This window comes from Tamlana crocina (genome assembly GCA_040429635.1).
Classification (GTDB): Bacteria; Bacteroidota; Bacteroidia; order Flavobacteriales; family Flavobacteriaceae; genus Flavisericum; species Flavisericum crocinum.
Genome location: CP158972.1, coordinates 1,309,565 through 1,331,680, shown reverse-complemented (window position 1 = coordinate 1,331,680; position 22,116 = coordinate 1,309,565). Strand labels below are relative to the sequence as shown.

Here is a 22,116-nt window from a genome sequence, read left to right as displayed (position 1 = left end):
ATAATAATACAACAAAGACAAGAATGAGATCCTGACTTACGTCTGGACTAATTCAATCACGAAATTTGTTTTCAAATTTCTATTTCATTAGAAGTTATCGACATTTAGAATAACCCTAACCGACCGAAAATCTTTTATACTCTGGAAGCTATTATTAACCTTAATAATGGCTTCTTTTGTTTTTGGTAACGATTGTTTTTTTGGAATCTTTACCAAAATATTTTTATGGAATTGATTCCGAATTCTGGCAATGGGTGGCGACTCGGGGCCTAAAACATGGTCGCCAAACAACTGCCTCAACGATTTGGCATACCAAATGGAAGCCGTTTCTACCCTGTTATAATCTTTGTGCTTTAGCGTAATTTTTATTTGTTTGTAAACCGGCGGGTACTTAAAATTATACCGGTCGTTCATTTGCTCGTTGAACATATCGATATAATTATTCGTGGATACCTGCTGCAAAATATTATGGTGCGGATTGTAGGTTTGAATCAACACCTTACCGCGCTCTTGCGTGCGTCCCGCCCTACCCGACACCTGAAGCATCAATTGGAAACTCCGCTCGTGGGCTCTAAAATCGGGGAAGTTCAGCATGTTATCAGCGTTCATAATCCCCACCAATCGTACATTTCTAAAATCCAATCCTTTGGTAAGCATTTGGGTACCCACTAAAATATCAATTTCCAGCTGCTCCAGAGCTGTTATGATTTTTTCATAGCCGTATTTACCGCGGGTAGTATCCAAATCCATTCGAGCCACTTTATGGTTTGGAAACAACACTTTAACCTCTTCCTCAATTTGCTCGGTGCCAAAACCTTTACTATCCAATTCTGGGCTTCCACAGGCTTTGCAATCCTTAATCATAGCCATAACATAGCCGCAATAATGGCAACGCAACTGACTACGATATTGATGATAGGTCAAGCTCACATCACAATTAGGGCACTGAGGTGAATGCCCACAAGTATTGCACTCTACAATGGGCGAAAATCCACGGCGGTTTTGAAAGAGAATCACCTGCTGGCCAACCTCCAATGTTTCGGTCATTTCTTCCAACAACCGGTCACTGAAATGCCCCTTCATCCGTTTCTTTTTCCGCTTTTCTTTAATATCCACCAACTCGATATCGGGCATCAACACATCGTTATGCCTGTATTTCAGCTCCACAAAACCATATTTGTTCTGCTTGGCGTTAAAATAACTCTCTAAACTGGGTGTAGCCGAACCCATAAGCACTTTTGCCTGGTGCATGTAGCCTAAGACCACAGCCGTGTCTCGCGCTTGATAACGTGGTGCGGGGTCGAACTGCTTAAACGACTGCTCGTGCTCCTCGTCCACAACAATCAAACCCAAATCATTAAACGGCAAAAAGATGGAAGAACGCGCCCCAAGAATAATTTGCGCTTTCGCGGAATTTTGCAAGACGTTGTTCCAAACCTCTACCCGCTCATGTGATGAATATTTGCTATGGAACACCGATACTTTTTCTCCAAAATAATCCTGAAGCCTGTTAATCAACTGGGCAGTCAAGGCAATTTCGGGAAGCAAATACAATACCTGTTTTCCTTTGGCGATGACCGCTTCGATCAACTTCACATAAATTTCGGTTTTACCGGAAGAAGTGACACCGTGCAACAGCGTGACCTGATGTTTTTCAAAGGTCGATTTTATTTCGGCTAATGCGGTTTCTTGATGGTCATTCAGATTTTTGGAAGTTTCAGTGTCTTCTCCTTCATATTGCACCCTATCTACTTGAATATGATATTCCTCAAGAATACCTTTATCTATCAAGGTTTTAATGATTGCTGATGAACCACCACTTTGCTCAGCTAAATCGGAAACTTTTACCGGTTTTTTTGTCTTTGCCGAAATGGAAAACAAGGTCAGCACCACCTCACTTTGTTTGGGCGCTCGGCTTAATTCTTCCAACAGGTTTTGCAGCGCACTTTCTGAAGCATAATTATTGTGCAACTTTACAAAACGCACCAGTTTGGGCTTGTACTTTTCGTAAACCTCCTCTTCAACCGAAATGGCATCCTTTTCAATAAGCCGTTTTATAACCGGCAGCACATTTTTTTTATCGAGGATATTAGAAATATCATGAATTTTCAACGAGGATTGATGCTGAAGTGCTTCATAAACCAAAAATTCATCATCCTTTAAAATGGATTCATCGATGGTTTTCAACTTGCTTTTGGTCACCACGGTTTCACTTTCCAAAATAAAGGCATTGGGCAGTGCAGCCCGCATCACATCGCCCAAAGTACACATGTAGTAACTGGCTATCCATTCCCACAACTTCAACTGCAGCGGGTTAACAATAGGTGCTTCGTCTAAAATCTGCTGAATATCTTTGGCTTCATACGCCGTTGGGGCGTTGTTGTGCACTTTAAATACAATACCCGTATATATTTTTGATTTTCCGAAGGGCACGGCTACTCGCATACCGGGTTTTAAAAACTGGGATTCGGCCTCGGTAACGCTATACGTGAATAGCTTTTGCAGTGGAACGGGTATAATGACATCTATAAAATGTGGCATAAATTAATCGGAAATTTTTAGAGTCATTGGTCGTCTTCTATTTTTGGATATTTTTTCAAAAACTGAATGGAAGCATTAAGTTCGTAACCCAAAAGTAAAATATTCGCATTGAGCCAGAGGTAAAACAGCAGTATCAACAATGCGCCAATGGAGCCATAAAGTTTATTGTACTGACTGAAATTTTCAATGTAAAGTCCGAATAAAAACGAGGTCAACATAATTAACAATGTAGTAAAAATAGCCCCGATCGAAAAGAACCGCGATTGACGCCCTTCACGCGTTCCAAAATAATACAATGTGGCCGTTGCTAAATAAACCATGAGAACGAAAAACAAGTATTTCACCACACTAGTCCAAAACACGCCGCTCGACTCCACTTGGTAACCTCGGTTTTCGAGCGCTTGCAGCAGCCCCTGAACCACATAAATTTGAATATACCCCAAAACGGCAATGGTTACAATAAGCAAAAAAGCCAAAATGAGCGCAATACCTAAAGCAAACAAATATTGTCTTACCACATTACGGGAAAGCTGTTCATGATATGAGTTTTCAAAACCCGAAAACACCGCATTAACCCCATTTGCCATCAAAAGCAACGATAGTACAAATACCGAAGATAACAACCCACCGCGTTGCGATTGGTCTATATTTTCAAAAATATTCTCGAAGAAAAAATCGGATGTTGTTGGCGGTAAAAAGGATTCGAGAAACTTTAAAAACTCAATTTTAAAATCGTCGATGGGCACATACGGAATGATAATAAGGACGAACAACAAAAAAGGAAAAATAGCCGTAAAAAAGCTAAATGCAATGGCACTGGCTCTAGTAGTTAGAGCTCCACGAACAATGCCCGTTAAATAGAGTTCCAACAAATCGTAAAACGACAAACCTTCAAGACCGGGCAGTTTCAATTGCTTAAAAAACCGCACCACAACATTAACTACAGGAATTTTATCGAGTTTTTCTTCCAGGGGTTTTGCCATTAATTATTTGCTTTTACCAGTATAAGCAAAGTTATTAAAATTAACCTTGCTTTATAAAGCTTTGTAAAGCAAATTTTTGGATTGCTGCTTCCTTAAAGAAAACTACTTTACAGCCTTTAAGCTTAAATCCATGTTATGTACCGAGTGGGTTAAAGCTCCGCAAGAAATAAAGTTAACCCCACATTCTGCGTAGTGACGAATAGTGGCTTCGTTAATATTTCCAGAAGATTCCGTTAGGCATTTATCCCCTATTATTTTTACGGCTTTTCGGGTGTCTTCATAATCAAAATTATCCAAAAGAATTCTGTAAACGCCGTCGTTCTGCAGGATTTCTTCAACTTCAGAAAGGTTTCGAGCTTCAACCATAATCAATAGCTTTTTGCCCGTTTCATCCAAATACTGTTTGGTCATTTCAATGGCTTTGGTAATTCCTCCGGCAAAATCAATATGGTTGTCTTTTAGCATAATCATGTCGTACAATGCGAACCTGTGGTTTTCACCACCGCCTATTTTAACCGCCCATTTTTCCAACACACGAATACCGGGAGTGGTTTTTCGAGTATCTAAAATTTTGGTTTTGGTGCCTTCAACCAAGTTTACAAACATTCTGGTTTTGGTGGCTATGGCACTCATGCGCTGCATGGCGTTCAAAACGGTACGCTCTGCTTTTAAAATAGACTGAGACGCCCCTTCAATGTACATGACGACATCGCCGTAAGTTACTTCAGTGCCATCCTCAATTCGAACATCGAGTTTCAAGTTCTTATCAACATAGGCAAACACTTTTTTTGCAAAATTAACACCGCCAATAACCCCTTTATCCTTCACTAAAATTTTTGCTTTTCCTCTGGCATTTTCAGGTATACAGGCCAGTGAACTGTGGTCGCCATCACCAACATCTTCCCTGATGGCATTGGCTATTATACCTTTAACTTCGCTATCAAACTGTTCTTGTGTAATCATTATTTGTTGATTAGTTTTGAGCAAAAATAAGAAATTGATTCACTTAATTAAACTTAAATTTTATCAAATCTGTATTTTTTTCGTTATTTAGATGCGTTTTTCATAAACAGAAAGCAATAATATTGTTTTTATGACCATTAAACTTTTAGCCATTGGCAAAACAGACAGTAAGTCACTTAACTTACTGATAGACGAATACATAAAACGACTGGGGTTTTACGTTAAGTTTGATTTGGAAATTATTCCGGATATAAAAAACGTAAAAAGCCTTAGTGAACCCCAGCAAAAACAAAAAGAGGGCGAACTGATTTTAAGCAAGACCAAACCAACCGATGTATTGATTCTTTTAGATGAAAACGGCAAACAATTTGGCTCGGTGGGGTTTTCAAACTATTTACAAAAACACATGAACTCGGGCATAAAACAGTTGGTGTTTGTTATTGGTGGCCCCTATGGTTTTTCGGATGAAGTGTACCAAAAAGCAAATGGGAAAATATCATTATCTAAAATGACATTTTCCCATCAAATGATTCGTTTATTTTTTATCGAGCAGCTGTACCGCGGGTTCACCATTTTACGCAACGAACCCTACCACCACAGCTAGTATGTTTTGTAAACTTCCTTACGTTTTTTAAGCTGTCGCTCTAAGTCGCTTATGGTTTCGCGAACGGCGACTTCATAATTATGTTCTTCGGAAGTGGCGAAAATGCGCGGGCCGGGCAAGCTCAACTCTATATTGCATATTTTACCGGCATCGTGGTGGTTTTCATCTTTTTTAAAATGCACCGTTGCTCCTATTAAAAATTCATATCTGTTAAACAGTTTTTCCAACTTTTCTTTTGTAAACTCCGAAAGGGTTTCACTAATATCTACATCTACATACTGAATGTTTACTGCCATAATTATTTGGTTTTTGTTAATTGATTTCATGTGAAAGATACGAGTTTTTTACTCAACTAAGGCTGAGCAAAATCATAAAATTATCCAAAAACAATACAGTTTAAAGGTTTATAAAAAACCACTTTTAAAGCTTACTTTTGAAACTCGAAAATATAGAAAAATGAAAATTGTATTCGCCACCGGAAACCAAAATAAAGTTAAAGAGGTACAAACATTAATGCCCAGCCATATTACCTTATTGAGCTTAAAAGACATTGATTGCAACGAAGAAGTTCCTGAAACCCAAAACACTATTGAAGGCAACGCGATACAAAAAGCCGAATATATAAAAACTCATTATGGTTTTGATTGCTTTGCCGACGATACCGGCCTGGAGGTTGAAGCCTTGAACGGGGCGCCCGGAGTGTACTCTGCCAGATATGCCGGAGAGCAAAAAAATGCCGAAGACAATATGCAAAAAGTACTTTCGGAACTAAAAGACGAAAACAACCGAACCGCACAATTCAAAACCGTAATCGCATTACACCTAAACGGAAAACTACAAACGTTTACAGGTATTTGTAAAGGAGAAATAACAACCCAGAAAGCCGGCGGAAAAGGTTTTGGTTATGATCCTATTTTTAAGCCCGAGGGCCACCAACAAACTTTCGCCCAAATGGAGCTTAGTTTAAAAAACAGAATTGGCCACCGCGGAAAAGCCGTAGAACAACTTGTTAAGTTTTTAAACCAACTATAAATAGCAATAAAAACAAGAACGCCTATTGCCTGTTAATTATCTTTATGTTATTTTTAATTTATGATGACGAATATTGACATTGAAAAAGAAAATGCCGCAATTACCAAAGCGTACAAAGAGCTTTTAAAAGTTAGCTACACCACATTGACCGATGACGACAAAAAGCTAATTAGAAAAGCCTTTGAAGTAGCTATGGACGGCCATAAAGACCAACGCCGAAAATCGGGCGAAGCCTATATATTTCACCCGTTGGCAGTAGCCAAAATTGTAGCTCAGGAAATTGGGCTAGACGGCACCTCTATCGCCGCTGCCCTGCTCCATGATGTGGTTGAAGACAGCCCCGACTATACCATAAAAGACATTAAAGACCTGTTTGGGCAAACCGTGGCCACTATTGTTCACGGGCTTACTAAAATTTCGTCGTTGAGTAAGGAAAAAGACATGGACGTGTCTTTACAGGCAGAAAATTTCCGAAAAATGCTACTCACCCTAAATGATGACGTTAGGGTAATCATTATTAAAATAGCCGACCGTTTGCACAACATGCAAACCATGGACTCCATGCGCACCGACAAGCAGGAAAAAATAGCTTCGGAAACACTTTACATCTATGCACCGCTGGCCCACCGAATAGGTCTTTACAACATTAAAACAGAACTGGAAGATCTGGGCTTGAAATACACCGAACCCGAGGTGTACAACGATATTCTTAGTAAAATAAAGGAAAGCAAAGCCGAGCAGGATGCCTATATTGAAAAGTTTAGTGCAGTAATCAAAAATTCCCTCGACAGGGAAAACCTTAGCTATACTATTAAAGGGCGACCGAAATCCATCTTTTCCATTAGAAGGAAAATGATAAACCAAGGCGTATCGTTCGATGAAGTTTACGATAAGTTTGCCATTAGAATCATCTACAAATGTGATGCCGACCCACAAAACGAAAAGTTTTTGGCTTGGAAAATCTATTCGATTGTTACCGATCATTTTAGGCCCAACCCCATCCGTTTGCGCGATTGGATATCCTCACCAAAATCAACAGGTTACGAAGCCCTACACATTACCGTTATGGGGCCCAAAGGCCGATGGGTAGAAGTGCAGATTCGAAGCGAACGCATGAACGAAATCGCCGAAAAAGGCTATGCTGCCCATTACAAATACAAACAAGGTAATGAAAAAGAGGATAATCTAGAAAGTTGGATCAACAGATTACAGGAGGCCTTGGAAAACCCTGAAACCAACGCCGTAGATTTTGTAGAACAGTTCAAACTCAATTTATATTCAAAAGAGATTTTCGTCTTCACCCCAGCGGGCGATTTAAAATCCTTACCCAAAGGTGCTACAGCGCTTGATTTTGCATTCCACATCCATACCGAAATCGGCATGAAAACCCGTGGAGCAAAAGTAAACAGCAAATTGGTCCCGCTTAGCCATGAGCTAAAAAGCGGTGACCAAGTGGAAATTTTAACTGCAGATAACGCCAAACCCAACCCCAACTGGTTAGATTATGCAACTACGGCTCGGTCGCGAAGCAAGATAAAATCGGCGTTACGCGAAAACAAAAAACTAATTGGTGAAGACGGCAAAGAACTCTTACGCCGAAAACTCAAGCAGTTAAAAATCACTTTAGATGAAGAGTCCGTTAACGACATGGTGCGGTTCTTCAAACTGAAAACCAGCCTCGATTTATTCTATCGGGTTGGCGTGGGCACCATAGATAACAACATGCTTAAAAGCTATGCTTCATCGAGAAGCAATGCTTTTATGAGTTTCATTAAAAACCGAATTTCTAAAAAAACGCCGATTAAAAAAGAGGAGTTGGAAAAAGAGGAAATCACCTTAAAATACGATTCACTCGTTTTCGGCAGAGAAGAAGAAAAACTGGACTACAAATTGGCCAATTGCTGCAATCCCATTCCTGGTGACCCGGTTTTTGGGTTTCTAACGGTAAATGAAGGCATAAAAGTTCACAAAAAAAATTGTCCTAATGCCGTGAGTTTACAATCCAATTATGCTTACCGTATCATGCAAGCCAAGTGGATCGATTCTACCCAACAGGAATTTTTGGTAAAAATCGTCCTTGCCGGTATCGACCACATCGGTCTGGTCAACGACATTACTAAGGTTGTTTCTGAAAATATGCATGTTAACATGAAAAGCATTAGTTTTGAAAGCCACGGCGGCATGTTTTCCGGAAAAATCAACGTGGTTGTAAAAAACAATACCATAATTAGAAAGCTTTTAGAAAAACTTAAAAAAATTAATGGTATAGAGAAGGTTACTAGAGTGTAAAAAAAGTGTAAATTTGCCACGAAAATTATGGATGCTAAACCAGAAAACAAAAACCAAGAGATTGTAAAAAACGTTTTTACAACGTTTCTAGAAGCTAACGGACACCGCAAGACGCCCGAACGCTACGCCATACTTCAAGAAATTTACAACAACAACGAACATTTCGATATAGAGTCGCTGTACCTCAACATGAAAAATAAGAAGTACAGGGTATCGCGTGCCACGCTTTACAACACTATTGAATTGCTCTTAGAATGCGGTTTAGTAAGAAAACATCAGTTTGGACAAAACCAAGCCCATTACGAAAAATCGTATTTTGATAGACAGCACGACCACGTTATCCTTACCGATACCGGCGAAGTTATCGAGTTTTGCGACCCAAGAATTCAATCCATAAAAAAAACTATCGAAGAAGTTTTCGACATCAAGATTAACAACCATTCACTCTATTTCTACGGAAACAGAAAATCAACAAACAAATAACTATTTTTTTACAATGGCAGTAGATTTACTACTAGGACTACAATGGGGAGACGAAGGCAAAGGAAAAATTGTTGACGTACTAACATCAAACTACAACATTATAGCCCGTTTTCAAGGTGGCCCAAATGCCGGGCATACTTTGGTTTTCAACGGAAAAAAACATGTATTGCACACCATCCCGTCTGGAATTTTTCACGACGATGCTACCAATTTAGTAGGCAACGGTGTAGTAATAGACCCTGTAATCTTTAAAGGCGAACTCGACAAATTGGAAGAGCAAAATGTAGATTACAGAAAATCGTTGCTCATTTCGCGCAAAGCACACATTATTTTGCCAACGCACCGTTTGTTGGATGCTGCCAGTGAAGCCTCAAAAGGCAAAGCAAAAATTGGATCGACACTTAAAGGTATTGGCCCGACTTATATGGACAAAACCGGAAGAAACGGTATTCGCGTTGGTGATTTGGAACTTAGCGATTGGAAAGAGCGCTACAGAAATCTGGCCGACAAGCACGAAAAAATGATTGCCTTTTATGACGTTGATATTGAATACGACTTAAAGGAATTGGAAACCGAATTTTTCAAAGCCATTGAAACGTTAAAATCTTTGACTTTTATTGATTCGGAAGAATACATCTATAAAGCACAAAAATCGAACAAAACCATTTTAGCCGAAGGCGCTCAAGGTTCTTTGTTGGATATCGACTTCGGAACTTATCCGTTTGTAACCTCAAGTAACACGACTGCTGCCGGTGCTTGTACCGGGTTGGGCGTTGCTCCAAACCAAATAAAAGAAGTATTCGGTATTTTTAAAGCCTATACTACCCGGGTGGGTTCTGGCCCGTTCCCAACCGAATTGTTCGACGAAGATGGTGCTACCATGGCTAAAGTAGGCCATGAATTTGGTGCCACTACTGGTCGTCCACGCCGTTGCGGATGGTTGGATTTGGTGGCTTTAAAATATGCTTGCCAAGTTAATGGAGTTACCCAACTCATGATGATGAAAGCCGATGTGCTTTCTGGTTTTAAAACTTTAAAAGTTTGTACCAAGTACAAATATAAAGGTGAAACCATTTCGCATTTACCATACAATATTGAGCCCGAAAACGTAGAACCGGTTTACACAGAATTTAGCGGTTGGGCTGAAGATTTAACGGGCATGTCTGAAGCTTCAGAATTACCAAAAACACTTAACGATTACATTGCTTTTTTAGAAAAAGAATTGGAAACGCCAATCACTATCGTTTCGGTGGGCCCAGACAGAAAGCAAACTATTTTCAGAAAATAGAATCTTATTCAGATTTTGAGTCGTCCTAAAATAGGTTGATGGCTTATAAATGGCATAAAAACCCTGTGAAGCTAGTTTCACAGGGTTTTTGTTGCACATAAAATTTAGGCTAAATAGTAATATTTGATTCACTTCCAATCTAAGGTATTATCATTTTCTTAACCATACCAAAACGGTATTTCAACCTTGGATACTATAGACCTTTTGAATCTGCTTATAGGAATAATTGGCTTTTCGAAACTCTGACTCGACAGCTAATCTAAAGCCTAAATTGTAATCGCGCTGAGTACGTTTAACTTTTATCTCTTAGTCTTTCCTAATAAGTCGATTTTTGCCAACTTATTTCAGGACGGAGCACACGGTAAAACAAAAAGCCTTTCACTGTACAGTGAAAGGCTTTTTTGTTAATGCATATAAAATATAACGACTATCTAGAATAATTAGGCGACTCATTTGTAATGGCGACATCGTGCGGGTGGCTTTCGTTAATACCACTCGATGTGATTTTAACAAACTGTCCTGTTTCCTTTAAGGTTTCAATGTCTTTGGCACCACAGTAGCCCATTCCGGCACGTAAACCGCCAATAAACTGGTGGATGCTTTCAAACAACTCGCCCTTGTATGGCACTCGGCCCACAATACCTTCGGGTACTAATTTTTTAATATCGTCCTCTACATCTTGGAAATAACGGTCTTTACTACCTTCTTTCATCGCTTCAACAGACCCCATACCTCGATATGACTTGAATTTTCTTCCTTCGTAAATAATGGTTTCACCTGGCGATTCTTTGGTTCCTGCCAATAGCGATCCTAACATGACCGTATCGGCCCCTGCTGCAATGGCTTTGGGGATATCGCCCGTATAACGGATACCACCATCAGCAATTACAGGAACTCCCGAACCTTTTATGGCTGCCGACACTTCCAACACCGCAGAAAACTGAGGAAAACCAACACCGGCCACCACACGAGTGGTACAAATTGACCCAGGACCAATACCTACTTTAACGGCATCGGCACCCGCTTCAACCAAATATTTGGCTGCCGCGGCAGTAGCAATATTCCCTACAATCACATCCAATTCTGGGAATTTAGCTTTTACTTCTTTTAACACTTTAACCACACCTTGAGTATGTCCGTGCGCAGTATCGATCACCACGGCATCAACACCAGCATTTACCAAAGCTTCAGCCCTTTCAATAGCATCTGCCGTAACACCCAATGCCGCAGCCACTCTTAGGCGTCCGAATTCATCTTTGTTGGCGTTTGGCTTTTGACTTACTTTAGTGATGTCCCTAAACGTAATTAATCCCGATAATTTATAGCTGTCGTCTACAATAAGTAGCTTTTCTATTTTATGCTCCTGAAGAATAATCTCTGCATCCCTTAGCGATGTCCCGATAGGAGCAGTCACTAAGTTTTCACCAGTCATCACTTCTGCGATCGGCTTTTTATTTTGGTGCTCAAAACGTAAATCACGATTGGTAACAATACCTTTCAGTTTTCCGTTTTCATCCACAATAGGAATTCCACCAATACTGTGCTCGGCCATAGAGTGTTTAGCATCGCGTACTGTGGCAGTAAGCGGTAAAGTAACCGGATCGATAATCATACCACTTTCGGCACGTTTTACTTTACGCACCTTTAGCGCTTGTTGCTCGATGGTCATGTTTTTGTGCAACACACCAATACCACCTTCTTGCGCCATGGCAATGGCCATTTTACTCTCGGTAACGGTATCCATAGCAGCCGAAATAATAGGCACATTGATGGTAATGTTACGCGTAAGTTTGGATTTAATACTCACTTCTCTAGGAAGTACTTCGGAATAAGCTGGAACTAAAAGGACGTCATCGTAGGTTAAACCTTCTCCTACTATTTTGTTTTGATGTGCAGTCATGATGCAATTACGATTATAATTGCGTGCAAATATACAACTAAAATCTAAGATAAAGTGTTAACTTTTATATCTGTTTTCACAATACGGTTTTAGGGTTTTAATAGCATAATCGAATCTATTTTCTGCATTCACCAATTCTCCTTTGTACCTTATGGGTTTAGGCACCATTATGCTGTAAAAACATTTTCCTTTTGCTATTCTTCTTAAGGTTTTCAAACTTTTGGCATCCATAGTTTTATAAATGGGTTCTATCCATTTAAATTGTTCTTGCTTTAGAATAGTTGAATCCCAAGTATCTGCTTCCTTTCCTTTTAATATTTTCTTTGAAAAATACAGCGCATTAAGTTCTGCAAAAGCATTATTAAAAACAGTTGTGTTTCCAGTGTGCGCATAGGCTTTTATTTTTTTCCCGATAAACAGCGTAAACGGAAACTGTTCCATTATATGGATTTTTTTGGAAATAAAATGTGCCATTTTAACCCAAACAACCTCGTGCCCTCTCCTCTCTAGGGTTTTGCAAAGCCATTTATAAAAATCTCGACGCTCAACAATTTTATGATATTGACCATAAAAATTGTTTTTTAGATTGTAGGCATTAGCCCTTTGCCAAACCGCCGTGTTTTTTTGTCTATCTGAAGTGAGCCAATCTGACTGTTGGAGTATATCGCTTCCTGTTACCGTTTTATAGATTTTTAGGGTTTTCCATTCCTTTGCGAAAGAAAAATTAACCCATACAGAAAAATACAGAAGTAACAGACATCTTTGCATTTTATAAATGTAATCTAAAAAATCATTATAGAGGTCGGTAGTTAGTTACTTATAATTTCAGACTGGTAAACTTTATCACCATCAACCATTTTAGTTATTAAGTTATTGAAAATCGTTTTTTTACTTTGTGAACGATTAATTCTAAAACAAAACCCATTATAATATCGATTGGCATTAAAATCACTTACCCAAGAATAAGTTGTTCTTATCCATGATTTTATTTGGTGTATCATGGTATGTATAGCTTTAAAATTAAGTCCTTTGTTACTTTCTATTTGTTTAATGTTATAAGCTTTAGCAATTGGCCTGTAACCCCTCCATAAGCCTGTCGTTACTTGTGCTTGTCCACTAATGTAGTTTACAAAAATATATTGTAGTGATTTAGCCGAAAAGTCATCAATACGCATAGTACACATTCGTTTTACCTTGCCATCATCGGTAAGTTGTACTGCTGTGACAGCTTTCTTTTTCTTGGCACCATAACTGCGACCTATTTTTCATTGTTCGTAACCGCCCAAAACAAATTCATCTACATGCACATTGCCGCCCATAGGATCATTTCCTCTGGAGGACATTGCCTCACGCACCTTGTGCATAAAAAGACCTGCAGTTTTTTCCGTAACCCCATAACGAACACCCATGTAACTTGCCGAGAGGCTTTTAGTGGTAGTTGCCATCTCAAAACAAATGAAAAATGCTTTGCGAACCCCAAATTTAGCCTTGTGAAATAAGGTATTTGCCGTAGCGGATTCTATATGGTGACAAATATTGCATTGTCGTGAAAAATCTTTACGTTTTTGACAGGCATTATGACCACATTTTAAACATTGAAACGGTGTTTTTTACTTCAAAAAAGCAAGATATTCTTTGCAATCTTCGTCCGTTTTGAACCGATTAGAGAACTCTAGAAGATTTTGACCCTTAAATATTTCCATGAAACCTTTATTCTTACTGAAATCAAAGTTACGTATTTATCTACTGACCTCTAAATCATTATTTAGAAATACTTTAAAAAATCATTTTTTAAAGTATTGGCAGCTCATGCTTCTATAACCTTCTTGGTTTTCCCATACGTACTTTTCCTCTACCTCCTCTACCATCACTCATATTCTGACCTGCAAACTTTCCAAACTTATACACAAAGGTGAGCATAAAGTACTGTTCCAATATTTGGTTTTCCACGTCACGAATGGCCGTTTCTGTTACCGATCGGCTAAACCCGTTATTCATCCCCAACATATCGTAGCCCACCAAAGTAAGCGTGCCTTTTTGTTTGAAGAACTGTACGCCCAAACCGGCATTCCAAAACACGGCATCTCCATCAAAATCGTCGCCCACCCTACTGTTATATCGGTAAGACAGTTTGTTGTTGAAAAAGACATTTTTCAAGAAAAATAAGGTAGACTCGAACCGCACATTTTGAACAAAATAGTCGTTATCATTAAATGCATCGGTATTATATTCTGTACTGGTAGTACTGTAACTGTACGAAGTATTGATTTCTATTTTTTTATCGTAGGAATAGCTCAACGAAACCGACGGGCTTAACGTATTGGTTTTGGCCGTGAATTTTACCCCGTTTTGAATGGATCTGATATTATCATAATTTCCCGATAGCCGAACGCCTAAATTGTAATTTGTCTTTTGGTTTAAAAACGACTTGTTCACTCCTAAATTTCCAGATAATCTATAATCGCCATCAATATTTTCGTAGGTGGTGTAACGGATTAAATCTTCATCAGTAATGGTTGAATTTATAATCTTATCGTTTACAAAATCGGCATTTGCACTTCCATTAAAACTAAGCTTATTGGCCGCCAAATTATTTTGGTACCTAAAACGGAAGTTGTGGCTAACGCCTGGTTCCAAATCGGGGTTACCGGTAACAATATGCGTAATATTGCTCACATTGGGTACGGGTTGCAACTGACTGATAGACGGCAAATCGACATTCTGCCTATAATCCAACGAAATATTTTTATACCCATTTTCGTCGCGGTAGCGAATTCTACCCGAATAGGTTAAATATTTAAAATCATTTTTAAAATTTCTGTCCTCAATAATGTCGTCAACATATTTTCTGAACGTATTGGTGTAAGCCCCCTCCAGCTCAAAACGGATATCTTTGTACTGATAACGCAAACGTAGCGACGGGCGTACCGTAGTAGAAATATAACGGCTATCTGTACTTATTTGGGTATTGAAATTATCGTATTCTTCGGTGTCTTCATTATAATCATAAATGCTTTTTTCATTGATATCGGTATTTACCGTGGCACTGTAGCCCGGCATAATCCTGAAATCTTCAAAAATCTCCTTGCTGAACCTTCCGAAGAGATTAATCCTGGAAGAATTGTTTCGAGTGCTCGAAATTTGATCCTGCACCACCACATCGCCACTGTTTGCCAGCTCGTTTCTGGAATAATTGGCACTCTCGCCGTCCTCTTTATCAAAAGAGGTATTGACGCCCATAAACAAAAAGTCTCTTCGGCCACCAAGCCGTGCTGCAACATGGAATTCATTGTCAAAAGAATAATTTGAATTTGAAGATTCGTTGGTTGAAAAATATTGACTCACCAAATCGCCATTGTTAAGTTCTGAAATACGATCTGAGGTTGAGTAGGCATCGTTGTGCCTCGAATCAAAATCCATTTCATTGGAGATTCTTACTTGCCTATTGGAAGTTTTGTTTTTGGGATCGGTTAAAAACTTCACTTCGGCCCCAGCATCGTGGCGTTCAGAATTGTTAAAGCTGCTACTGTTGGAATTGGTGATATAATTTCTATCTGGCAGAAAATTTTCGGCATAACTTTTTTGGCCCCTTTCGGTGTCTTGAACACTGTATCGGTAATCGGCCTTAATTTGCGTTTCGTCCCATTTTCCTTTTGAAAAATTAGTACCCACAAAATTAGATTCAATCAATCCATTACTCGATGTGGCATCCGGCAAGGCATTAAACCCACGCCCCATATTAATGTTGTTGCTTCCCATAATAACGCCAAGCTGCTTCCCTTCTATGATTTGGAACAGATTGGCATTGGCCTGATACCGCTCGTCGGTACCGTAGCCCACATTTACATCGCCGAAGTAAGCCTTATTTCTACCTTTTTTAATTTTCAGGTTGATTTCTTTGGTACCCGAATCAGATTCCTCGCCCGTAAATTTTTGGTTTTCGGTTTTAAAGTCGGTTACCTGCACTTTGCTCACCGCGCTACTGGGGATGTTTTTTAAAGCCACTTCCCCTTTTTGGTCGCCAAAAAACTCCATACCATCCACATTAATCGCCTCAACCTCAACGCCGTTTACGGTAATACCCCCATCAACATCAATTTCAATACCCGGAATTTTCCGCAGTAAATCTTCCACCATATCGTTGGGCATGGTTTTAAAACTATCGGCATTATATTCAATGGTGTCCTTTTTAATCACCACCGGTGGTGCTTTTCCAACGATTGAGACTGCATTCAAGGATTCCATTTGGTCTTCCAAAAAAATGGTGCCCAGATTTAATAATTTACCCTCGGGAACGGCAACATCCTTTTTAAAAGGTTTATACCCCAAATAGGCAATGTTAAAAATAGCCTGCTTATCGTCCTCTGCATTCACTTGCAATGAAAATTCGCCGTTTTTATTGGTAATGCCGTAAGACATCGGAACGCTGTCGGCAACGCTTTGCAGGTACACCGTTGCGCCTTCCAATACCAACGAATCTTTATCTTTTACAATGCCTTCTAATGAAAAACGCTGAGCGAACAACGCCGTACTAAACAAAACTAAAATTAATGTTGAAATGCCTCTTAAACTATTCAAAACTATCGGTGGTTAAATGATTAGTTTGTTAGACCACTAAATTTTGATAAGGTTTAATTTAAAACGAAGAAAAAACACACTTTTTTTTCTGAACGCCATTATATTTTAATTTGAAGCGTGGCGTACCAATTTCGAGGTGCCGATGGAATGATGCCCGGCCCGGGATATCCCGTTGCCCGACGTGTAAAATAGGCATTATCCAAAAGGTTATTGATGCCCGTTTCCAGCTTGAAGTTTTTGTAACTGTAGGATAGCGACACATCCAAAATATCGTATGCCGGAATTTCGCCTATAACGCCTTCTCTAAGTTCGCCCGTGGTTGCCTTTTCCGATTCAAAGGCATCGGTGTATTGTTCGGACAAATATGAATATTGAATGCTTCCCAATAGGTTTTTATACCCAAATCTCAGCATGGTTTTTAAGTTCACTTTAGGAATGAACTCTACTTGGTTTCCTTCCACGCCGTTCCTTAAGGAATTTGTGTATTCAGATTCAATATAGGCAAAATTGACTCCTAATTTCAATTTATATCTTGTAGAAATGTTATCAAATACATCCAAGATGTTCCAATCAAAAAAACCTTCAAAACCATAAATAAAGGCATCACCAACATTAGTTCTTACCCGATTGGCCCTATTGTCTAAAATATCACCTATTCTTTCTTTGTAACTAACTCCAAAAAGTCCCATATCATAAGAAACAGATTTTTTGAACTTTCCCCGTGCTCCAAAATCTACAGTAAAACCTTTTTCATCGGTGATATTTTCGTCAATTATAAAAGTTGGACTAACCGACCGAATATCATTGAAAGTAACAGATCTATAATTTTGCGAAATATTCCCATATAGCTCAACAACCTCTGTAGGTTTATAGCTAGTCCCTATACCCAACAAAACAAAATTCCTGTCAAAAGTTCTATTATCTGTATTCTCAATTGAAGATATTAAGTTATTGGCGTTGTCATAATTCTTTTGGTAATATACGCCTTCGCTTTGTGTTTTTATATATTCGAAACGAAAACCGGGCGTTACCGAAAATCTATCTGTAAACCTGAAAATGTTCTCACCGAAAACAGATAGGTTTCTATTTGGGTAACTGAAATCTGAAACATTAGGATAATCTGCATTTTCCTCATTCAAAATAGAGAATTCTGGAGAAACACCTTTACTTCCCGCACCTTGTTGACTTGAGTTATTTGCATTGTAATATTTACTTCCTATCAAGAAAACCGATTCTTTATCAAAAAGGTTATACTTTGTCAACAACCTTGCTTCAGCTCCCCAATTTTGAAAATTGCCAACTAAAACATCTCTATTATAAAAGTATTCACCGTTTGAATCTACAAAATCTTCTTCTAAAATTGGATTTTTATTCAAACCAGATGGATAAGGATCCCCCCTAAAACCAACAGCTTTTCTGTAAGCATCAAGTCCAAAAAAACTAAAAGTAAAATTGGTATTTTTAGAAAACTCATGGGCAAATTTAAGGTTATAAAGTAGCCAGTTCACTTTAAACCAGTTGCGCGCCCGATTGCTTTGGTATGGGTCGTTGTAAAACATATTATCGGTTAACCCACCAGCTTGTTGTGCCAAATAGTGCAAGTGGGTAAAATTGCCCGTCAACGACGTTTTTTCACTAAACTGATACCCCAAATGCGCAAACACATTTTTGGATTCGAACTCCGAATTGGGGCGAAAACCATCTCCTTTTTTATAGTTGAAATAGCCATAATAGCTAAATTTATCCTTCGTTCCGCTTAAACTGGTAAAATTGGTATAAAGCCCATAACTGCCCAAAGTATTTCTTGTGATAACTTCTAAAGATTTGTTCGGGTTGGGCTGTTTCATTTTAAAATTTATCAATCCGCCAAACTGCGTACCGTACTGCAACGAAGCCGCCCCACGAATCACTTGAATTTCAGAAATTCCTTCGGAAGCCGGAGTATAATAGCTTTCGGGGTAACCCAACACATCGGCACTGATGTCGTAATCGTTTTGGCGGGTATTGAAATTGGCTGTTCGGTTGGGGTCCAAGCCTCGGCCACCGATATTCAACTGCAAACCAGCATCGTCGTTTTGGTAAATATTCAAACCCGCTACCTGACTGTAGATTTGCCGAGCGTTGTTGGTAGCTAAATTTGCCATCGATTCGTCCAGCAGTACCACTTCGGTTTTCTTTCCCGCGTAAATGGCCGTGCCTTCTACATCGTTCAATCGGCGTAATTCAAAAACGCGACGTTTTCTAGCTGTGATTTCAACCTCACTCAATGTGGTGGTTAAATCCTTTAAAGTGATATTTAAATTTTGGGATTCTTCTGTGTTTATCGCAACTTCTTCAACTTCGTATTCAAAGGAAAAGAATACCAAGGTGAGGTGCTTTTTTATGGTTTCGAACTGAAACTCGCCCAAACTATTGGTAGTGGCCACCAAACCGGATGTTTTGTCGTACACCTCAACCCCTGCTATGGGTTTGTTGTTTTTCAGAAGATAAACCGAACCATTTACGCTATTTTGTGCATAAAACGACAAGCTAAAAAGTAGTGCGGCAATAAGTTTAAAGGCCTTTAATGTCATCAGTAAAAGGTAATATCCAGGTTTTGAGTTTAAACGATTCTTTTTCGGCGTACAAATCTACGGTTTTATCAATAAACGGCGCACTCAATCGGCCATTTAATGCCACGTAACTTTCTACAAAAACCTGAACATTTTTATGGCCTTGCGATGTAAAGTGGTCGCCCAGATAATGGGCATATTCCAAAATGAAATCGGGCTGAAAACTCATTTGTTTCTCCTGAAAGGATGTTAAAAAATCGGCATTGTTCACATAAAAGAAATCACCTGTTTCGGCATTGACAATCTTAAACGTTGAAATTCCCATTTTTTCCATCAGCATCACGCGCCACGAAAAACGGTAACCTTCTTCGGTCCAAAACAATTCGCCGGGATATAGCAAATAACGAAACGGAAATAATAATTGGATAACAAAAAATACGCCAACGATTGGCAACACTAGCTTTTTTCGTTTGATGTTGAAATTTTCTTTGATTGTGATCGATTTGAGATTTCTCGACTCCGCTCGAAGTGACCATTTTTTCAGAAATCTTCTTAAAAAATCGATAATTTTTTCATGGAAGCCAGCATCAAAAAATATCAATGCGGAAACGATCATAATGAACGGAAACATGCCGATGGGGAACAACACTCGAGTAAACACATGAAAAAACACTACTAAAACAAAGGCCAATATACGGGTGCGTTTGTAAAGCAGTAAAAACGGAATGGACAAATCGTACAACATACCGCTCCAACTCATGGCGTAGTGAAACCAGTTTTGGTTCATCAAGGTCTCGCCAAGTAACGGCAGATCATATTTTGAGGGCAGCCATATTTTTAGGGGTTGGGCACGGCAGAGCCAATCGGAATTTATTTTGGCCAAACCGGCGTAAAAATACACGATGCCCAAAAGCAGTTTTATGCTATCGATACTCCATTTTGGAACGTTTCTATAGCTTTGTTTTTTGATTAAATTATCAACGGAAAAATAAGCGTTTGCAGGTAAAAAAATCATCAAAAAACTGAGCAGACTGATGAAGTAATAGTGGTTCAGGTAAGTGGTTTTATCCATCAGTTCAATGTAAGTAAAACTTAAAAAAAAGGTGATGATGGCAAAACGATATTTGAGCCCCACGGCAACCAATAGCGCAGATATTCCGCAGATAACAAAAAGTAAATAGGTATAACTGCCCAAAGGTTTTACCCACTCGAAACCGTAATACGAAAAATGGAATTTGGGCTGAAGGTATAAAGTTTCAATCCACCCACGGTACCAAAACCGAACAATACTCAAACACATCATAACCCCAAAAGCCATCCTAAAAACAGCCAAAGGTGCAGCATGCGTATTTTGGTTTGGGTATGTTTTGATGTTAAAACTCATTTTTGAATTTTCATCTGCTTATAGTAAAAATACCGATTTTAACAATCCGCTGTGCATTTGGAAAAAATTCGTCAATTCGAGTGTATTTTTCGATTGAAACAAAAAAAATCTGCACTTCGGCTGCGCTCAGCAGAGCTATCGAGAATTATAATTTTAGTAACCAAAAAGTTCTCGATACGATTTTTTAAGCTTCGCTTAGGTATCTTCAATCAAAATATATTTTGATTTCGATAATCTCAAAATCACTCGAACTAGTGACTAACTAAATTTTATGTTCAAAATATACAACGGTCTTTTATGTTACTCATGTGATTGTCTTAACATCTACGAACAAAAATGGCAGCCAATGGCTGCCGTTTTTTTTATTAATCGTTGCTGTTCCTTATTTTAATGGTATCGTCAAGATAATCCCATTTATCATCACCATTAGAATCAACCAGTTTCTTTGTTTTTATGGTAATAATACCATTGGTTTCTGTTCTGCTTTGAACGAACTCTACCATACTACCATCAAAATCTGGTTCTACTTCACCAATATTAGTATTGATTGTGTAGGTTATGGACTCTAATTCATCTCGGGTTGGGATGCCATCGTTATCGTCATCTGCATCCACAAAATCATATAATGGCAAACGAGTAACAGACGATATATCTCCGTCGGTATTATCATCTAACTCTCCATTTTGGTCAATATCTTCAATAAATGAGGGAATACCATCGTTGTCATGATCATTAACAAATGTTTGGTACAACTCAAACTTAAAAACTAATGGCGCATATGTAGCTCCAGGCCTGGAATCTGAAAAATAAGCCAAGCCAGAGGGTAAAAACATAACCCCTACTCCAGGATTAATATAGTTCACTGTGCCATCCCCATTTATCTCAAAGTCTTGTGCCGCTGAAAATAAAGGAAACCCCTTCTTCCAACCAGAGATTAAATCTCCTGCCAGGTCAAAATCAACAGGAGAGAAAGTAACGTCAAATACAGTTCCGTCTAAAAGAGAACCTTCATAAATCACTCTTATATTATCAGCAAAACTTGGTGATTTACCTCCCCCAGCACTAAGATTCCATGCATAAAATTCATAGTCTATATCTGCATAGCGTGTAGTTTTTGGCGCTCCGACAACGTTGATAAGCAATGAGTCGGCTTCTGGCGAAATAACTTCATCTGTGATTTCAGTAATAATCAAATCGGCAATTCTTGGATCACTGTTTCCTGTAAAATGACTTTTATTATAATAATGACTTTTTAGATATTCATTAATAGAATCCATATCGTCATCTTGTTGCTGGGCGCGGTCTCTAATTTCAATTACCGGAACATCCACACCATCGTCATCTTTTTTACAGGCCGTAAAAACAAAAAGGGCAGCAACAACAAGTAGGCTAAATTTCTTTATATTCATTTTGAAACAATTATTTTTTTGATGGAATATGTGCAAAACCAGAAATTGAATTTTGAAACCTTCTTCGGCAAAAAGAGTCTTTTATATTCCTTATTTTTGAGGTCGCAAGA

At 38.8% G+C, this 22,116-nt stretch carries 15 protein-coding genes and 1 pseudogene; 5 read left to right on the top strand and 11 right to left on the bottom strand.

Annotated elements, in window-relative coordinates:
* Positions 1–87: 87 nt before the first annotated feature.
* The 3 genes from priA to nadC form a co-directional block, all read right to left on the bottom strand.
* The gene (gene priA, locus ABI125_06000) at positions 88–2,541 is read right to left on the bottom strand and encodes a primosomal protein N' (GenBank protein XCF07405.1); all 2,454 of its coding nucleotides are present in this window, start codon (positions 2,539–2,541) and stop codon (positions 88–90) included.
* A gap of 23 nt (positions 2,542–2,564) precedes the next feature.
* Positions 2,565–3,524 carry a YihY/virulence factor BrkB family protein gene (locus tag ABI125_05995; GenBank protein XCF07404.1) on the bottom strand — a complete coding sequence of 320 codons (960 nt, stop codon included), beginning with the start codon at positions 3,522–3,524 and terminating at the stop codon, positions 2,565–2,567.
* Between the two features lie 102 nt (positions 3,525–3,626).
* Complete coding sequence (nadC, locus tag ABI125_05990; protein ID XCF07403.1) at positions 3,627–4,487, bottom strand: carboxylating nicotinate-nucleotide diphosphorylase; 861 nt, start codon at positions 4,485–4,487, stop codon at positions 3,627–3,629.
* Positions 4,488–4,617: 130 nt separating this feature from the next.
* Here nadC and rlmH point away from each other — a divergent pair, with 130 nt between their 5' ends.
* On the top strand, positions 4,618–5,091 hold the full coding sequence (gene rlmH, locus ABI125_05985) for a 23S rRNA (pseudouridine(1915)-N(3))-methyltransferase RlmH (GenBank protein ID XCF07402.1): 474 nt from the start codon (positions 4,618–4,620) through the stop codon (positions 5,089–5,091).
* On the opposite strand, the gene raiA is transcribed toward rlmH, so the two are convergent.
* Complete coding sequence (raiA, locus tag ABI125_05980; GenBank protein ID XCF07401.1) at positions 5,088–5,387, bottom strand: ribosome-associated translation inhibitor RaiA; 300 nt, start codon at positions 5,385–5,387, stop codon at positions 5,088–5,090. The two genes, rlmH and raiA, sit on opposite strands and share 4 nt — an antisense overlap.
* Positions 5,388–5,547: 160 nt before the next feature.
* On the opposite strand from raiA, the gene ABI125_05975 reads away from it, so the two are divergent.
* From ABI125_05975 to ABI125_05960, 4 genes are all read left to right on the top strand, one after another.
* Positions 5,548–6,123 (top strand): non-canonical purine NTP diphosphatase, encoded by a 576-nt coding sequence (locus tag ABI125_05975; protein XCF07400.1) that lies wholly within the window; start codon positions 5,548–5,550, stop codon positions 6,121–6,123.
* 63 nt (positions 6,124–6,186) lie between these two features.
* Positions 6,187–8,412 (top strand): RelA/SpoT family protein, encoded by a 2,226-nt coding sequence (locus tag ABI125_05970; GenBank protein XCF07880.1) that lies wholly within the window; start codon positions 6,187–6,189, stop codon positions 8,410–8,412.
* A gap of 27 nt (positions 8,413–8,439) precedes the next feature.
* Entirely contained in the window at positions 8,440–8,895 is a 456-nt protein-coding gene (locus tag ABI125_05965) for a transcriptional repressor (GenBank protein ID XCF07399.1), read from the top strand.
* Positions 8,896–8,908: 13 nt separating this feature from the next.
* Positions 8,909–10,183, top strand: coding sequence for an adenylosuccinate synthase (locus tag ABI125_05960; GenBank protein XCF07398.1), 1,275 nt, complete (start codon positions 8,909–8,911; stop codon positions 10,181–10,183).
* 427 nt (positions 10,184–10,610) lie between these two features.
* On the opposite strand, the gene guaB is transcribed toward ABI125_05960, so the two are convergent.
* From guaB to ABI125_05925, 7 genes and pseudogenes are all read right to left on the bottom strand, one after another.
* A complete protein-coding gene (guaB, locus tag ABI125_05955) occupies positions 10,611–12,083 on the bottom strand; it encodes an IMP dehydrogenase (GenBank protein XCF07397.1) in 1,473 nt (490 codons plus the stop codon).
* Positions 12,084–12,140: 57 nt separating this feature from the next.
* Positions 12,141–12,851 (bottom strand): Insecticidal toxin complex protein, encoded by a 711-nt coding sequence (locus ABI125_05950; protein XCF07396.1) that lies wholly within the window; start codon positions 12,849–12,851, stop codon positions 12,141–12,143.
* 41 nt (positions 12,852–12,892) lie between these two features.
* Positions 12,893–13,786 (bottom strand): annotated as a pseudogene (locus ABI125_05945) (IS1595 family transposase).
* A gap of 112 nt (positions 13,787–13,898) precedes the next feature.
* On the bottom strand, positions 13,899–16,661 hold the full coding sequence (locus ABI125_05940; protein XCF07395.1) for an outer membrane beta-barrel protein: 2,763 nt from the start codon (positions 16,659–16,661) through the stop codon (positions 13,899–13,901).
* Between the two features lie 98 nt (positions 16,662–16,759).
* Positions 16,760–19,234: a TonB-dependent receptor gene (locus ABI125_05935; GenBank protein XCF07394.1), complete on the bottom strand. Its 2,475-nt coding sequence runs from the start codon at positions 19,232–19,234 to the stop codon at positions 16,760–16,762.
* The gene (locus ABI125_05930) at positions 19,215–20,597 is read right to left on the bottom strand and encodes an HTTM domain-containing protein (protein ID XCF07393.1); all 1,383 of its coding nucleotides are present in this window, start codon (positions 20,595–20,597) and stop codon (positions 19,215–19,217) included. The genes ABI125_05935 and ABI125_05930 overlap by 20 nt, the downstream gene beginning before the upstream one ends.
* 365 nt (positions 20,598–20,962) lie before the next feature.
* Positions 20,963–22,006 (bottom strand): FKBP-type peptidyl-prolyl cis-trans isomerase, encoded by a 1,044-nt coding sequence (locus ABI125_05925; protein ID XCF07392.1) that lies wholly within the window; start codon positions 22,004–22,006, stop codon positions 20,963–20,965.
* Positions 22,007–22,116: the final 110 nt, after the last annotated feature.

Excerpts from the sequence above, each read along its gene's own strand:
- priA (XCF07405.1), bottom strand. The coding sequence starts at position 2,541 with ATGCCACATTTTATAGATGTCATTATACCCGTTCCACTGCAAAAGCTA.
- ABI125_05995 (XCF07404.1), bottom strand. The coding sequence starts at position 3,524 with ATGGCAAAACCCCTGGAAGAAAAACTCGATAAAATTCCTGTAGTTAAT.
- nadC (XCF07403.1), bottom strand. The coding sequence starts at position 4,487 with ATGATTACACAAGAACAGTTTGATAGCGAAGTTAAAGGTATAATAGCC.
- rlmH (XCF07402.1), top strand. The coding sequence starts at position 4,618 with ATGACCATTAAACTTTTAGCCATTGGCAAAACAGACAGTAAGTCACTT.
- raiA (XCF07401.1), bottom strand. The coding sequence starts at position 5,387 with ATGGCAGTAAACATTCAGTATGTAGATGTAGATATTAGTGAAACCCTT.
- ABI125_05975 (XCF07400.1), top strand. The coding sequence starts at position 5,548 with ATGAAAATTGTATTCGCCACCGGAAACCAAAATAAAGTTAAAGAGGTA.
- ABI125_05970 (XCF07880.1), top strand. The coding sequence starts at position 6,187 with ATGACGAATATTGACATTGAAAAAGAAAATGCCGCAATTACCAAAGCG.
- ABI125_05965 (XCF07399.1), top strand. The coding sequence starts at position 8,440 with ATGGATGCTAAACCAGAAAACAAAAACCAAGAGATTGTAAAAAACGTT.
- ABI125_05960 (XCF07398.1), top strand. The coding sequence starts at position 8,909 with ATGGCAGTAGATTTACTACTAGGACTACAATGGGGAGACGAAGGCAAA.
- guaB (XCF07397.1), bottom strand. The coding sequence starts at position 12,083 with ATGACTGCACATCAAAACAAAATAGTAGGAGAAGGTTTAACCTACGAT.
- ABI125_05950 (XCF07396.1), bottom strand. The coding sequence starts at position 12,851 with ATGCAAAGATGTCTGTTACTTCTGTATTTTTCTGTATGGGTTAATTTT.
- ABI125_05935 (XCF07394.1), bottom strand. The coding sequence starts at position 19,234 with ATGACATTAAAGGCCTTTAAACTTATTGCCGCACTACTTTTTAGCTTG.
- ABI125_05930 (XCF07393.1), bottom strand. The coding sequence starts at position 20,597 with ATGAGTTTTAACATCAAAACATACCCAAACCAAAATACGCATGCTGCA.
- ABI125_05925 (XCF07392.1), bottom strand. The coding sequence starts at position 22,006 with ATGAATATAAAGAAATTTAGCCTACTTGTTGTTGCTGCCCTTTTTGTT.